The sequence below is a fragment of the Methylophaga sp. genome, assembly GCF_030651745.1.
Genome location: NZ_JAUSCC010000114.1, coordinates 1 through 14,062, shown reverse-complemented (window position 1 = coordinate 14,062; position 14,062 = coordinate 1). Strand labels below are relative to the sequence as shown.

At 43.7% G+C, this 14,062-nt stretch carries 15 protein-coding genes and 1 tRNA gene; 15 read left to right on the top strand and 1 reads right to left on the bottom strand.

The window, feature by feature from the left end; genetic code table 11:
- The 11 genes from Q7V21_RS13015 to Q7V21_RS12965 all read left to right on the top strand — a co-directional run.
- Positions 1 to 303 (top strand): His/Gly/Thr/Pro-type tRNA ligase C-terminal domain-containing protein (locus Q7V21_RS13015; RefSeq protein WP_304917696.1); only part of this gene is annotated, 303 nt, incomplete at its 5' end.
- Positions 299 to 826: a translation initiation factor IF-3 gene (gene infC / locus Q7V21_RS13010; RefSeq protein WP_084003045.1), complete on the top strand. Its 528-nt coding sequence runs from the start codon at positions 299 to 301 to the stop codon at positions 824 to 826. The genes Q7V21_RS13015 and infC, both read left to right, overlap by 5 nt.
- A 30-nt stretch (positions 827 to 856) precedes the next feature.
- Positions 857 to 1,054, top strand: a complete 198-nt coding sequence (gene rpmI, locus Q7V21_RS13005) for a 50S ribosomal protein L35 (RefSeq protein ID WP_084003046.1) — start codon at positions 857 to 859, stop codon at positions 1,052 to 1,054.
- A 15-nt stretch (positions 1,055 to 1,069) separates the two neighbouring features.
- Positions 1,070 to 1,429: a 50S ribosomal protein L20 gene (gene rplT / locus Q7V21_RS13000; RefSeq protein WP_069296581.1), complete on the top strand. Its 360-nt coding sequence runs from the start codon at positions 1,070 to 1,072 to the stop codon at positions 1,427 to 1,429.
- A gap of 101 nt (positions 1,430 to 1,530) precedes the next feature.
- Positions 1,531 to 2,568: a phenylalanine--tRNA ligase subunit alpha gene (gene pheS, locus Q7V21_RS12995; protein ID WP_304917695.1), complete on the top strand. Its 1,038-nt coding sequence runs from the start codon at positions 1,531 to 1,533 to the stop codon at positions 2,566 to 2,568.
- 15 nt (positions 2,569 to 2,583) lie between these two features.
- The gene (gene pheT / locus Q7V21_RS12990; RefSeq protein WP_304917694.1) at positions 2,584 to 4,959 is read left to right on the top strand and encodes a phenylalanine--tRNA ligase subunit beta; all 2,376 of its coding nucleotides are present in this window, start codon (positions 2,584 to 2,586) and stop codon (positions 4,957 to 4,959) included.
- Between the two features lie 32 nt (positions 4,960 to 4,991).
- Positions 4,992 to 5,288 (top strand): integration host factor subunit alpha, encoded by a 297-nt coding sequence (gene ihfA, locus Q7V21_RS12985; protein WP_014706670.1) that lies wholly within the window; start codon positions 4,992 to 4,994, stop codon positions 5,286 to 5,288.
- Positions 5,272 to 5,634 (top strand): MerR family transcriptional regulator, encoded by a 363-nt coding sequence (locus Q7V21_RS12980; RefSeq protein WP_069296584.1) that lies wholly within the window; start codon positions 5,272 to 5,274, stop codon positions 5,632 to 5,634. Before ihfA ends, Q7V21_RS12980 begins: the two co-directional genes overlap by 17 nt.
- A 31-nt stretch (positions 5,635 to 5,665) precedes the next feature.
- A tRNA-Pro gene (locus tag Q7V21_RS12975) sits at positions 5,666 to 5,742 on the top strand.
- A gap of 79 nt (positions 5,743 to 5,821) precedes the next feature.
- Positions 5,822 to 6,868, top strand: a complete 1,047-nt coding sequence (locus Q7V21_RS12970) for an NADP(H)-dependent aldo-keto reductase (protein ID WP_304917693.1) — start codon at positions 5,822 to 5,824, stop codon at positions 6,866 to 6,868.
- A 158-nt stretch (positions 6,869 to 7,026) separates the two neighbouring features.
- Positions 7,027 to 9,141: an EAL domain-containing protein gene (locus tag Q7V21_RS12965; protein WP_304917692.1), complete on the top strand. Its 2,115-nt coding sequence runs from the start codon at positions 7,027 to 7,029 to the stop codon at positions 9,139 to 9,141.
- Here the strand turns inward: Q7V21_RS12965 and Q7V21_RS12960 are convergent.
- On the bottom strand, positions 9,138 to 9,728 hold the full coding sequence (locus Q7V21_RS12960; protein WP_136555596.1) for a MarR family winged helix-turn-helix transcriptional regulator: 591 nt from the start codon (positions 9,726 to 9,728) through the stop codon (positions 9,138 to 9,140). The genes Q7V21_RS12965 and Q7V21_RS12960 overlap by 4 nt on opposite strands.
- Positions 9,729 to 10,018: 290 nt before the next feature.
- Between Q7V21_RS12960 and ectA the strand changes: the two genes are divergently transcribed.
- The 4 genes from ectA (at position 10,019) to Q7V21_RS12940 (ending at position 13,948) form a co-directional block, all read left to right on the top strand.
- Positions 10,019 to 10,534, top strand: a complete 516-nt coding sequence (gene ectA, locus Q7V21_RS12955) for a diaminobutyrate acetyltransferase (protein ID WP_304917691.1) — start codon at positions 10,019 to 10,021, stop codon at positions 10,532 to 10,534.
- Positions 10,535 to 10,596: 62 nt separating this feature from the next.
- A complete protein-coding gene (ectB, locus tag Q7V21_RS12950; RefSeq protein WP_069296588.1) occupies positions 10,597 to 11,958 on the top strand; it encodes a diaminobutyrate--2-oxoglutarate transaminase in 1,362 nt (453 codons plus the stop codon).
- 84 nt (positions 11,959 to 12,042) lie between these two features.
- On the top strand, positions 12,043 to 12,447 hold the full coding sequence (locus tag Q7V21_RS12945) for an ectoine synthase (RefSeq protein WP_069296589.1): 405 nt from the start codon (positions 12,043 to 12,045) through the stop codon (positions 12,445 to 12,447).
- 58 nt (positions 12,448 to 12,505) lie between these two features.
- Complete coding sequence (locus tag Q7V21_RS12940) at positions 12,506 to 13,948, top strand: aspartate kinase (protein ID WP_304917690.1); 1,443 nt, start codon at positions 12,506 to 12,508, stop codon at positions 13,946 to 13,948.
- Positions 13,949 to 14,062 lie beyond the last annotated feature (114 nt).

The window sequence follows — 14,062 nt, the reverse complement described above, 5'->3', positions numbered from 1 at the left end:
ATGGTCATGGGAATTACCGATAAACAGTCAGAATATGTTCAACAAATTGCCCAACAATTGAAAAATCAGGGATTTAGAGCCGATACGGACTTGAGAAATGAAAAGATTGGCTTTAAAATACGCGAGCACACATTGCGGCGCGTACCTTATCTGATCGTTGTTGGGGATCGCGAAGCACAAGAAAATGCCGTGGCAGTACGTACTCGCAAAGGCGAAGATTTAGGCGCTATGTCGCTTGAGAGCTTCGTTTCATTGCTTAAAGAAGACGTTGCTGGCCGCGGTCGAATTATTTTAGAGGATTAAAAACATCGCTACAGATCAAAAAAGGCTGAATTCTGAAATCACAGCCAAAGAAATTCGTGTAACCGATGCAAACGGTGAACAACTAGGCGTTATCTCATTGGCGAGAGCCTTGGAGTTAGCGGAAGAAGCCGAGCTGGATTTGGTGGAGATTGCCCCTCAGGCAGAACCACCAGTGTGCCGTATTATGGATTACGGCAAGTATGTGTTTGAGGCTAATAAACAAAAAGCCATTGCTAAGAAAAAGCAAAAACAGATACAGGTTAAGGAAATAAAATTCCGACCAGGGACGGAAGAGGGTGACTACCAGGTAAAACTACGCAACCTGACACGTTTCCTCGAAGAAGGTAACAAAGCCAAAGTCAGCCTCCGCTTTCGTGGACGTGAGATGGCCCATCAGGACTTAGGACTGAAACTGCTCGAACGAGTAGCTGATGATCTGAAAGAACTGTCGGTTATCGAGCAGCATCCGAAGAAAGAGGGTCGGCAGATGATTATGGTTTTGGCACCAAGTAATAAAAAATAACTATTATTAATTAACAATGCGGAGTTCCAAATGCCAAAATTGAAAAACCATAGCGGTGCGGCGAAGCGTTTCAGACGTACCGGTAGCGGAAAATTTAAACGCGCTCAAGCGTTTACCAGCCATATCCTGACCAAGAAAAGCACTAAGCGGAAACGCCAACTGCGTTCCACGCTGACAATCTGCAAAGCTGATCATTTGTCAGTCCGCAAATTATTGCCTCTTCTATAATTAAGGAATATTCCAATGGCTAGAGTTAAACGTGGTGTAACAGCCAGAGCCCGTCATAAAAAAGTTATCGCACAAGCCAAAGGTTATTATGGCCGTCGCAAGAATGTCTATCGTGTAGCTGTTCAGGCAGTTACTAAAGCCGGTCAATATGCTTACCGTGATCGTCGTCAGAAAAAACGTGTATTCCGTACACTGTGGATTGCGCGTATTAACGCTGCTGCCCGTGAATGTGGAATGTCTTACAGCCGTTTGATTGATGGTCTGAAAAAATCATCTATCCAAATCGATCGTAAAGTATTGGCAGATATTGCTTATCACGATTCTGCTGCGTTTGCTGCTATTGCTGCAAAAGCAAAGGCGGCTTTGGCTAACTAATCTCCCGGTTCGCTTCTGCGAATCTCATTATTAGTTGCACATGAAAGGGCCGTTGATGACGGCCCTTTTTTATTTCTGATTGATCCTCAGGTGGAGGAAATATGGCTGAACTGTCATCGCAGTTATTAGCATTAAAAGATATTGTTGAGGCAGCGAAGACCGCGATTCAAAACGCGACTGATGCTAAAACACTGGATAATGTCCGGGTCGAATATCTGGGTAAGAAAGGTCTGATTACCAAATATGTTAATGAGTTAGGTAATCTCAGTGCTGAAGAACGCCCTCTAATTGGTAAGGAAGTGAATCTGGCCAAGCAGGAAGTTGCTGGTCTGACAGAAGCACGCACCAAAGTTCTAGCCGAACAAGCAATGCATGCCGCATTAGCTGCGGAAACTGTGGATGTCACGTTACCTGGTCGTAATGCTGAGGTGGGTGGTCTGCATCCAGTTACACGGACTCTGCAAAGAATCGAACAATATTTCCGTCAAATCGGCTTTCAAATTGCTGAAGGCCCGGAAATCGAAGACGGTGATCATAACTTTACCGCACTGAATATACCTGAAAGTCATCCAGCTCGCGCGATGCACGATACCTTTTATTTCAACGCTGAAATGCTGCTGCGTACTCATACCTCACCGGTACAGATCCGGGTGATGGAAGAACAGCAACCGCCGTTACGAATCATTGCACCAGGACGTGTTTATCGTTGTGACTCGGATTTAACGCATACGCCGATGTTCCATCAGGTCGAAGGTTTGATGGTTGATGAGAATGTCAGTTTTACCGATCTCAAAGGTATTCTGGCGGACTTTCTTCAAGCATTTTTCGAAAAACCATTGAATGTACGTTTTCGTCCTTCCTATTTTCCGTTTACCGAACCTTCAGCAGAAGCTGATATTGAGTGTGTGATCTGTGGTGGCGAAGGCTGTCGCGTATGTAGTCATACCGGTTGGCTGGAAGTTTTAGGTTGCGGCATGGTGCACCCAAAAGTATTCGAACACGTCAATATTGATAGTGAAAAATATCTGGGTCTGGCATTTGGTATGGGCGTTGAACGTCTGGCGATGCTGCGTTATGGCGTGAATGATCTACGATTATTTTTTGAGAACGATCTGCGCTTCCTGCGTCAGTTCAAATAGGATAGGAAGTTCGCCATGAAATTAAGCGAAAATTGGCTACGTGAATGGGTAAATCCTGATTTTGACGTGCAGGTGATTGCCGAGAAACTGACTCAAGCGGGTTTGGAAGTTGATTCTGTTTCGCCGGTTGCCGGTGATTTTTCCGGCGTATTGGTTGGTCAAGTGAAATCAGTTGTCCCGCATCCGGATGCCGACAAATTGCGGGTTTGTGAAGTGGATGTTGCTGCTGATGAATTACTGCACATTGTTTGTGGTGCCAGCAATGTTCGAGAGGGTTTGAAAATTCCAGTTGCTGTTATCGGTGCTGTGTTGCCAGGTGATTTCAAAATCAAACAAGCCAAACTGCGCGGTGAGCCTTCATTTGGCATGTTGTGTTCGGCTAAAGAACTTGGCTTGGCAGAATCCTCTGAAGGTCTGCTGGAGTTATCGGGAGACGCTCCAGTTGGTAAGGACATCCGTGATTACCTGGCATTAAATGATTTCACTATCGAAGTTGACTTAACGCCTAATCGCAGTGATTGCCTTGGGGTTGCCGGTATTGCCCGTGAACTGGGTGTGATTAGTCGCACCAATCTGACTCCGGTCATGATTAACGATGTCGCTGCGACTATTCAGACAGCATTTCCGGTTTCAGTTGAAGCTACACAAGCCTGTCCGAATTATATTGGCCGGGTGATTGAGAATATTAATCCAAATGCTAAAACCCCATTGTGGATGCAGGAAAAACTGCGTCGTAGTGGCTTGCGTAGTATCAGTCCAGTTGTCGATATCACCAATTATGTGATGCTTGAACTTGGTCAGCCAATGCATGCTTTTGATCTGCAAAAATTACAGCAGTCCATTACCGTGCGTTTTGCCAAAGCCAATGAAAAACTAACTTTGTTGGATGGTCAGGAAGTTGAGATTGCTGAACAAACGCTGATTATTGCCGACGCATCTGGACCCTTGGCACTGGCAGGCATTATGGGCGGTGAAGCGTCAGCAGTGGATTCTGCTACAAATACATTGTTCCTTGAAGCGGCTTTTTTTGCGCCGGATGCTATCGCCGGTCAAGCTAGAAGTTATGGATTGCATACTGATTCATCTCATCGGTTTGAGCGTGGTGTTGATCCCGAATTGGCACAACAAGCAATGCAACGTGCCACCAGCTTGATTTTGGAGATTGTCGGTGGTCAGGCAGGCCCACTTACTGTGGTCAGTGAAGAAAGTGCATTACCAGAAACGCCACAAATCCTACTACGTGCAAATCGTATTAAACGCGTATTGGGAATTGAGCTGGAAGCTGCTGAAGTTGAAGAACAACTGACACGGTTGGGGCTGGAAGTTACGCAAGTTAGAGATGGCTGGCTGGTTATTGTGCCAAGTTTCCGGTTTGATATTAATATCGAAGTAGATTTGATTGAAGAATTGGGACGTCTGTATGGCTATGATCGTTTGCCGCAAACCCGCCCTGAAATCAGTGTATTACCCGGCGCAATTTCCGAAAAACAATTGGCGACCGAGCGCTTACAAAATTTATTGGTAGATCGTGGTTATTTTGAAGCTATTACCTACAGCTTTGTTGATCCAACATTACAAAAACACTTCGCTGATAGTGAAGCTGAACCTATCAAGTTAGCCAATCCGATTTCGGCTGATTTATCAGTCATGCGGCATTCATTGTGGCCTGGTTTAGTCCAGGCGATGGTTTATAACCTGAATCGCCAGCAGGAGCGGGTGCGCTTGTTTGAGGTTGGACGAGTCTTTCGTGGTGAACTAGCCAATATTGACCAACAGCAATGTATTGGTGGTCTGGTTTACGGTGATTTAAAACCAGAACAATGGTCTGAAACAAACCGTAAGGTTGATTTTTTTGATGTTAAAGCCGATGTTGAAGCGTTATTAGCCTTAGGTAATGGTAGCGTTGAATATCGTGTCGAAGCTCATCCAGCTTTACACCCAGGCCAATCCGCGCGCATCTATCAAGATGGAAAAGCTGTGGGTTGGATCGGTGCCTTACATCCAAAACTGAATAAGCCATTAGGCTTTACTGGTAAAGCGTATGTTTTTGAATTGGCGTTAACGGTTTGTTTGCAATCCGCCATTCCAAAATTTACCGCTTTGTCACGTTATCCTGCCATTCGCAGAGATCTCGCTTTAGTCGTCGACAATTCGATTGTGGCCTTTGAAATTGAGCATTGCCTGAAAGGCATTGAGTCTGATATTCTTAAGTCAATTCAATTGTTTGACGTTTATTCTGGAGATGGTGTCGAGCTTGGCAAGAAGAGTATTGCAGTCGCCTTCCATCTCCAGCATGGTGAGCGAACCATGACCGACGATGAAGTCGATGCATTAATGCTGCAAATAACCAACAAACTGCAAAGTGAGTTGGGTGCAGTGGTCAGAACCTAACGTCGGTTCAATAATAAGAATAGAGGTAAAGAATGGCACTCACAAAAGCCGATATGACTGAACAACTTTATGAAGAGTTGGGTTTTAATAAACGCGAAGCAAAAGAGCTGGTCGAAATGTTCTTTGAAGAAATCCGTGGCGCACTTGAAGAAGGTGATCAGGTTAAGCTTTCTGGATTTGGTAATTTTGAACTGCGCGACAAAAATGAACGGCCTGGCCGTAACCCGAAAACGGGTGAAGAAATTCCAATCACCGCCCGTCGTGTCGTTACTTTCCGTCCTGGCCAAAAACTGAAAGCAAGGGTGGACAGTTATGCTCGAGGCGAGTAACAACAACGAATTACCGGCGATTCCTGGTAAACGCTACTTTACCATCGGTGAAGTGAGTGAGTTATGTGGAGTAAAACCTCATGTTTTACGCTACTGGGAACAGGAATTTACCCAGCTTAAACCGGTAAAACGTCGAGGTAACCGTCGTTATTACCAACGCCATGATGTGGTTTTGATCCGTGAGATTCGTGGTCTGCTTTATGAACAAGGTTTTACCATTGGCGGTGCACGCCAACAACTGGAAACCGAACATAAACCCGAAGCAGCTCATAGCGATGAAAACCGCAAACATCTGATTGATGAAATGCTGAAAGAGTTGGAACAAATTCGTACGATTCTGGCTTAATACGCTATAATTTCACTGTTTTGTTGCTTGTCGGGGCATGGCGCAGCCTGGTAGCGCACTTGCCTGGGGGGCAAGGGGTCACAGGTTCAAATCCTGTTGTCCCGACCATACGCAACTTTAATATCATCACAACGCTCTTAATGGGCGTTGTTTTGTTTCTGCCGTTTGAAAATCTCAGGATCCCATTATGCAATTCAATACCCTTGGTAATAGCGATTTAACTGTCAGCCAGATTTGTCTCGGCACCATGACCTATGGCGAGCAGAACACACAGCAGGAAGCTTTTGAACAGCTGGATTACGCTATAGCACAGGGTATTAACTTCATTGATACAGCTGAGCTGTATGCGATTCCTCCAAAAGCTGAAACTTATGGTGCCACTGAAGCAATTATTGGTAACTGGCTAGCCAAACGTGGTCGTCGTGATGATCTTGTACTTGCCAGTAAAATTGCCGGGCCTGGTGCTGATTGGGTGGGGCATATCCGTCAGGGTAAATCACGATTTGATGATAAAAATATCAGCGAAGCGTTAGATAACAGCTTGCAACGTTTGCAAACCGATTACCTGGATTTATATCAATTACATTGGCCGGAGCGACAAACTAATTATTTTGGCAAATTAGGCTATCAGCCAGATCCTGATGAGCATACTATGACGCCGGTGATTGAAACTTTGCAGGCACTGGAAAAGCAGATCCAAGCCGGCAAAATTCGCTACATCGGTTTATCCAATGAAACGCCCTGGGGATTGATGCAATTTATTTCGGTGGCTAAAGCGATGAGTTTACCGCTGATAGCATCCGTGCAAAATCCATATAGTTTGTTAAATCGCAGCTATGAGATTGGCTGTGCAGAAATCAGCTATCGAGAGAACGTACCATTATTGGCATATTCTCCACTGGGGTTTGGTGTATTAACGGGTAAGTATCTAAAAAATGATGCTCCTGCCACAGCCAGAATGAGTTTGTGGCCTCACTATGCCCGTTACAGCAATCCGCAAGCAGTTAAAGCAACCCAAGCTTATGTGGATTTAGCGAAACAACATCAACTGGATCCTGCGCAAATGGCACTGGCCTATGTGAATAGTCGACCTTTTGTTGCTGCAACTATCATTGGTGCGACTAATATGCAGCAATTGCATGCCAATATCACTAGTGAGCAATTAACGCTTTCCAATGAAGTTGTTACAACGATTGAAGATATCCATAAAGCGATTCCCAATCCCGCTCCATAACTTACCTGCCAGAAATGTGCGCTAGCTCAGGTTAAAGCAAATACCGCTATGGTAGTTTATCGTCTTTTGTAAATACTGCTGATATAAACTGCCGCTGAGTCTACGTGCACTTTCTTATATCAGTATTTCTAAGCTGAGAATTTCGGGTATCTAGCAACATGGATAGTCAATCACTATATACCGTGCTTATCGTCGATGACGATCCTGTCACTCGCCTGTTAATGAAACAAGCTCTTAAAGATCCGACTTTATCCATTATTGAAGCAGAAAGCGGCGAACAGGCGATAAAACTATTTTCCGAGTATTTACCTGATATTGCGTTGCTGGATGTATCCATGCCGGGCATGGATGGCTTTACCTGTTGCCGTCAATTACGACTGCTACCCAAAGGTCAACAAACAGCAATCGTGATGGTGACTGTTCATGATAAAGCTGAAGATATTGAGAAAGCATTTGACGCTGGGGCTACGGATTTCCTTACTAAACCCTTCAAGTGGCCATTATTTGCCCATCGGGTTCGTTATATTCTCAAAGCTAACAGTACGTTACGTGAACTCAGCCTGAGCCGTTCTAAACTAGCTAAGGCCCAAGCTATTGCCAATCTAATTTATTGGGAATGGGATTTTAAGCATAAGACATTTGAATGCAGTGTCAATCTGTATCAGTTATTAGGCATACAAAATACCTCGCAAGCCATTTCATTCAAACATATTCTTCGTCATATTTTTCCTGATGACAGACCTTTATTTAAACAGGCTTTGCGCCGTGCCATTCAGCAGAAACATGCCTACGACATTGAATATCGAATCCAGACCGATAATGGGCAGTTGTTTTATTTACATGAACGAACAGAAATAAATCAGGATTTTGATGGTTGGAAAATCATTGGTACTCTGCAGGACATCACTTCACTCAAACAATCAGAACAGGAAATCGCCTATTTCACCTATTACGATACGTTGACTGATTTACCGAATAGACGTTTGTTTATCGAACAATTGGAAACGGCTATCGCCCGCGCACGCCATAAACAACATTCGTTAACACTAATGTTTATCGATCTAGATCACTTTAAACATATTAACGATACCTATGGTCATCAAGTTGGGGATGCGTTGTTATGTGAGGCTGCAGCAAGGATAAAGGATTGTCTTCGTGATGCAGATTTAATCGCGGTGAGCAAAGATAAAGATGATCGCGTAGCGCGTTTTGCCGGTGATGAATTCACCGTCATGTTAACCAATATTGATAATGTGGATGTGCTGGCAAATATTGCCCAGCGGATTGTGGCGAAATTTGAAAAATCCTTCGACATCAATGGGCTCAATGTATACAGCACTGTTAGTATCGGTATCGCTATCTTTCCGGAAGATGGTGATGACGTTCAGGCATTGATGCAGCATGCTGATGTGGCAATGAACCATGCTAAAGAGTTAGGTCGCAACAATTACCAGTTTTTCTCAGCAGAAATGAATGATTATCTTTTTGAGCGTTTGCAAACCGAACAGGATCTGCGCCAAGCTCTGAAACGTAATGAATTCTTATTGTTTTATCAGCCACAGATTGATGTCAAAACCCAACGAATTATTGGATTTGAAGCGTTATTACGGTGGCTGCATCCAGTTAAGGGATTACTCGGACCATTAACTTTTATAGATGTGGCTGAAAAGACTAGTTTGATTATAGCCATTGGTGAGTGGGTGTTAAATCAAGCCTGTTTGCAAACTTATCAATGGCAACAACAATTCAACAACAACTGGCGAGTATCGGTGAATTTGTCTGCCATGCAGTTTAATCAGCAGCTGTTACTTGAGCAGGTAGGGCAATCTTTGCAGGCATCTGGTTTACCTGCAGCTTCACTTGAGCTGGAAATAACTGAAACTGCGATGCTTAAAGACATAATGGAAACAATTCCATTATTAACCGCGTTAAAAGAAATGGGTGTGGGACTGGCAATTGATGATTTTGGCACCGGCTATTCATCATTGAGCTATTTAAAAAACTTCCCCATTAATACACTGAAAATTGATAAAAGCTTTGTTGATGAAATCGTCGATAATCCTAAAGACGCAGCTATTGCCCGAACCATCGTTCAACTGGCAGAAAACCTTGGTCTGAGAACCATTGCCGAAGGTGTAGAAACGCTTGAGCAGGTAGAAATGCTGACCACCATGGGGTGCCAGGAGTTACAAGGATATTACTTTAGCAAACCGCTTCCTGTGGGTGAGGTTGAACGTCTTTTGGCAAATGGCAATGAACTGAAAAAATCTTAACGTTTTTTGGTTGGCATTTTGACTATATCCTGTTCATCTTCATAACGATCCAGCATACCAATATCCAAAACTGGCGAAGCGTCAATATGCTGGGCATCCATCATTTGTGCAACACGCTTTAAGGCGGACATAATCATCGCCTGTTCCCATTCATCTAATTTACTGAATTCACGGGTAAAACGATCCTGCAATGGAATCGGTGCACTTTTAAGCGTTTCTGTCGCAGCCTCAGTCAAATAGGCATGTACTTTACGTTTATCAGATTGAGAACGCTGACGATAAACCAGTCCACGTTTTTCCAGTCGATCCAATATTGTCGTTACCGTAGCCTGACTTAAACTCATTTCCTGAGCCAACTCCCCAATAGTCACTTGTCCTTTATCACGCAGAGTTTGTAATAAAAGGATCTGCGGCGCAGTTAGCCCAGTAGTTTTGGCCAAATATTTGGAATGTAGATCAGTGGCGCGGATAACCCGGCGCAATGCAATAAGCACTTCTTCAATATGATTCAACAGGTGTTCCCTTTGCTCTTTATTTAGACCAAGTGCGTCGATAGTTTCAGTATTAATTTGAATTGAATTCAACATATTTTCCCACGTTTTTAAATAAATAGTTCAACTTGGGGCAGACCGCTTTTCTTGTTGTATTGACTGAAAGCCAGTGTTTCATGAAGCTTTTTTTAAAGCTCTCAAACTATAAAGCAGTTTAAAAAGTGGTCTGGACTTTTAATTTGTTTAGTGTACTATATATTTAGATTCTGTCATTCGCAAGTCATAAATATATGATTATATTAATTAAAGGCAATATTGGCGGGGTTTAAGAATTTTTATATCTCACTAAGTATTTAGTGACATAAACATTAGAGTTGATTGTAAATATGACCCAGGTTAATCCAGCACCTTTATCTATCGAGTTGATGCAACCAACGGCAGAGTTGGGTGCGGCTGTACACAAACTTATTTCTGAATGTCCGCCATTGGATACCAATTCAATGTATTGCAACTTGTTGCAAAGCAGTCATTTTGCTGAAACAGCGGTTGCTGCTGTGCTTGACGATGAACTGGTTGGGTTCATTTCCGGCTATCGCATCCCAAAACGCCCCGAGACATTATTTGTGTGGCAGGTTGCAGTTGGTGAAAAGGCTCGAGGACAAGGACTTGCAGGACGAATGCTTAAAGAAATTCTGTCGCGTGAACAAAACCGCGATATCAAACGCATTGAAACTACGATAACCCCTGATAACAAAGCGTCATGGGGATTATTTGAAAGTCTGGCTCGTAAGCTGGATACCGAAATTAGCAGCAGTGTGATGTTTGATCGCCACCAACATTTTGCCAATCAGCATGATACAGAAATGTTAGTCAAAGTCGGACCGTTTAAACCCATAGCGTAATTAACAATTAATACCGAATTCAGGTCAGCGATGGCCTCAATTTTCACAGGAGAGAAAAGCGAATGAAAATTTTTGAAGAGATCGAATCAGAAGTGCGTTCATATGCCCGCGCGTTCCCTCGTTTATTTGACAAGGCCCAAGGCGAGTTGATTTACGATGATGATGGCAACCAATACATCGACTTCCTCGCTGGCGCCGGTTCACTGAACTATGGCCACAATCATCCGATTTTCAAAGAAAAACTGATTGAATACATCCAACGTGATGGTATTACTCAGGGCTTGGATTTACATACACGTGCCAAGGGTGAATTCCTGGAAAGTTTTAACGAGAATATTTTAAAGCCGCGGGATCTTGAGTATGTCGTTATGTTTACCGGCCCGACCGGAACCAATGCCGTAGAAGCAGCATTGAAAATTGCTCGTAAGAAAACTGGCCGTGAAAATATCATTTCCTTCACTAATGGTTGGCATGGTCAGAGTTTAGGTGCTCTATCGGTTACCGGTAACTCTACCCATCGCGGTGGTGCTGGTATTGCCTTACATGGTTCAACCCGAATCCCTTATGACGGTTATCTGGGCGATGATTTTGATACCACCAATCTGCTCGACAAGATGTTGTCTGATTCAAGTAGTGGTGTTGATAAACCAGCCGCAGTAATTGTCGAAACCGTTCAGGGTGAGGGCGGTATTAATGCCGCTTCAATGAACTGGTTACAAAGTCTTTCAGAGATCTGCAAACGCCATGATGTATTGCTGATTGTGGATGATATTCAGGCTGGTTGTGGCCGTACCGGTACCTTCTTCAGTTTTGAAGAAGCTGGCATTTATCCTGATATTGTCACCTTATCGAAATCATTAAGTGGTTATGGCTTGCCATTTGCCATTGTGTTGATGAAACCGGAAGTCGATCAATGGTCTCCAGGTGAACATAACGGTACCTTCCGTGGCAATAATCATGCGTTTGTTACCGCCAAAGCTGCTATCGATCATTTCTGGAAAGACGATAAATTCGCCAAAGAAGTACAGCGTAAAGGCCAATATATTGCTGATCGGGTAGATGCGATCGTTGCCAAATATGGCGAAGGTAATTTCAACTCACATGGTCGTGGCATGTTCCGTGGTATCAATTGTGTCAGTGGTGAATTAGCTGGCCAGATCACCCGCAAATGTTTCCAAAACGGTCTGATTATTGAAACCAGTGGTGCCGATGATCATGTCGTTAAGTTCTTATGTCCGCTGACCATCACCGATGAAAACCTGAAAAAAGGTATCGATATTCTGGAGAAAGCGATTAAAGAAGTCTGTGATAAAGCAGACAGCATTCCGGAAGAAAAAGACTTTTTTGAAGGTGATTACTCTGTCAGTGATGAAGCCAGTAAATCCGATACGTTTGAACCTGCCAGCAAAAAAGTAGCAAGTTAATCAGCTCGGCATTATCTATCTTCACAATCCAGTGATCGGTTTTCCGATCACTGGCTGTTGAAAAGCATTTATAGAGGACAAAACATGATCGTCAGACAATTACAAGAAGCTCAACAAACCTCTCGCCGTATCGTTTCACCGGATGGTAATTGGGAGAGTACTCGTATGTTATTGAAAGATGACAACATGGGTTATTCATTCCATATCACCACTATTTATGCCGGTGCTGATTTCCGTATGCATTATCAGAATCATTTGGAATCGGTATATTGCATCAGTGGTGAAGGGGAAGTGGAAACGCTGGATGATGGCAAGGTCTACAAAATCACACCAGGTACCTTATATAACCTTGATCAGCATGATCGCCACATCCTGCGTGCGTTTAAAGAACTGCATCTGGCCTGTGTGTTCAACCCGCCATTGAATGGTAAAGAAGTGCATAACGCTGAAGGTGCCTATGAATTAGATGCCGAAGCGGTAACTGAATAACAGGCAATGCAGCCTTTCCGGTTTGGTCCGGAGTACAACGAATTAACAGAGAGTAGATATGCAATTTCATACGGTAGAAAAAATAGGCGGCACCTCAATGAGCGACTATGTCGCGGTGCGCGACAATATTATTCTTAAACCGGTTCATAACGAGTCAATTTACAATCGTGTTTTTGTTGTTTCAGCGTATGGTGGTATTACTAATCTGCTGCTAGAGCACAAGAAAAATGGCACATCAGGTGTCTATGCAGAGTTCGCCAACAGCTTGAATGATGACAGCTGGATTGAGGCAATGGAAAAGCTCAAGCAAGAGATTTTTGCCATCAATCAACAATTGTTCAACGATAAAAAAACATTAAAACAAGCCAATGAGTTTATTGGTGAACGGCTTGAAGATGCAGAACGGGTACTGGCAGATTTACAACGTCTTTGCCAGCATGGTCATTTTGCGTTGGATATGCATCTGGCAACAGTACGTGAAATGCTGGCCAGCATCGGTGAAGCGCACAGTGCTTGGAATACAGCTACATTACTGAAAAAAGATAAAATCAATGCTCGTTATGTTGATTTGACCGGTTGGCAGACCGACAAGCACATGAAACTTGATGAGCGTATTGATAAGGCGTTTGCCAAAATTGATCTGAGCAAAGAGTTACCTATCGTCACTGGTTATGCCCATAGCGATGATGGTCTGATGTCGACCTTTGATCGCGGCTACAGTGAAATGACGTTCAGTCGTATTGCTGTATTAACTAATGCCAATGAAGCGATTATTCATAAAGAGTTCCATTTGAGCAGTGCCGATCCACGTCTGGTAGGTGAAGACAATGCGGTGCCGATTGGCCGGACCAATTACGATGTGGCTGATCAGCTGGCTAATCTGGGCATGGAAGCCATTCATCCCAAAGCAGCCAAAGGCTTACGGCAGAATAATATTCCGTTACGGGTGCGTAATACCTTCGAACCAGAGCACGCAGGCACATTGATTACTGGTGATTACATCAGCAGCAAGCCTTGTGTGGAGATTATCGCTGGATGCAAACACGTTTATGCCTTTGAGCTGTTTGATCAGGATATGGCGGGTAATATCGATGTCTATGATCGCGAAATTCTGGCTCAAATACGCAAAAATAAAGCACATATCATTTCCAAAGATATCAATGCCAATACGATTACCCATTATCTGACGGCTAGCTTGAAGAATATTCGCCGGATTCGTGAGGCTCTGCAGGAGCAGTTTCCAGAAGCCGAAATCAATCAGCAGAAAGTGGCTATTGTGTCGGCGATTGGTAGCGATATGAAAATCCCCGGCATTCTGGCACGTACAGTCAGTGCTTTGGCTGAGAAAAATATCAGTGTGCTGGCGATGCATCAGTCAATGCGTCAGGTGGATATGCAATTTATTATTGACGAAGATGACTATGCTGATGCCATCAAAAATCTGCACAGTTATTTAGTAGAGGTTCATGATCACGGCAGAGCCATATGCCTGGCATCTTAATTTTTGTATGTCTGATGTGTTTGCACTATTGGCAAATGACTAGTTAGAACGGGATTACAGAAGTTTTTATATCTTGTTGCTTAACTCACTTAAACCCGCCTGATGGCGGGTTTA

What these genes read in the sequence shown, in the direction of transcription:
- rpmI (WP_084003046.1), top strand. Translation starts at nt 857, where the DNA reads ATGCCAAAATTGAAAAACCATAGCGGTGCGGCGAAGCGTTTCAGACGT.
- rplT (WP_069296581.1), top strand. Translation starts at nt 1,070, where the DNA reads ATGGCTAGAGTTAAACGTGGTGTAACAGCCAGAGCCCGTCATAAAAAA.
- pheS (WP_304917695.1), top strand. Translation starts at nt 1,531, where the DNA reads ATGGCTGAACTGTCATCGCAGTTATTAGCATTAAAAGATATTGTTGAG.
- pheT (WP_304917694.1), top strand. Translation starts at nt 2,584, where the DNA reads ATGAAATTAAGCGAAAATTGGCTACGTGAATGGGTAAATCCTGATTTT.
- ihfA (WP_014706670.1), top strand. Translation starts at nt 4,992, where the DNA reads ATGGCACTCACAAAAGCCGATATGACTGAACAACTTTATGAAGAGTTG.
- Q7V21_RS12980 (WP_069296584.1), top strand. Translation starts at nt 5,272, where the DNA reads ATGCTCGAGGCGAGTAACAACAACGAATTACCGGCGATTCCTGGTAAA.
- Q7V21_RS12970 (WP_304917693.1), top strand. Translation starts at nt 5,822, where the DNA reads ATGCAATTCAATACCCTTGGTAATAGCGATTTAACTGTCAGCCAGATT.
- Q7V21_RS12965 (WP_304917692.1), top strand. Translation starts at nt 7,027, where the DNA reads ATGGATAGTCAATCACTATATACCGTGCTTATCGTCGATGACGATCCT.
- Q7V21_RS12960 (WP_136555596.1), bottom strand. Translation starts at nt 9,728, where the DNA reads ATGTTGAATTCAATTCAAATTAATACTGAAACTATCGACGCACTTGGT.
- ectA (WP_304917691.1), top strand. Translation starts at nt 10,019, where the DNA reads ATGACCCAGGTTAATCCAGCACCTTTATCTATCGAGTTGATGCAACCA.
- ectB (WP_069296588.1), top strand. Translation starts at nt 10,597, where the DNA reads ATGAAAATTTTTGAAGAGATCGAATCAGAAGTGCGTTCATATGCCCGC.
- Q7V21_RS12945 (WP_069296589.1), top strand. Translation starts at nt 12,043, where the DNA reads ATGATCGTCAGACAATTACAAGAAGCTCAACAAACCTCTCGCCGTATC.
- Q7V21_RS12940 (WP_304917690.1), top strand. Translation starts at nt 12,506, where the DNA reads ATGCAATTTCATACGGTAGAAAAAATAGGCGGCACCTCAATGAGCGAC.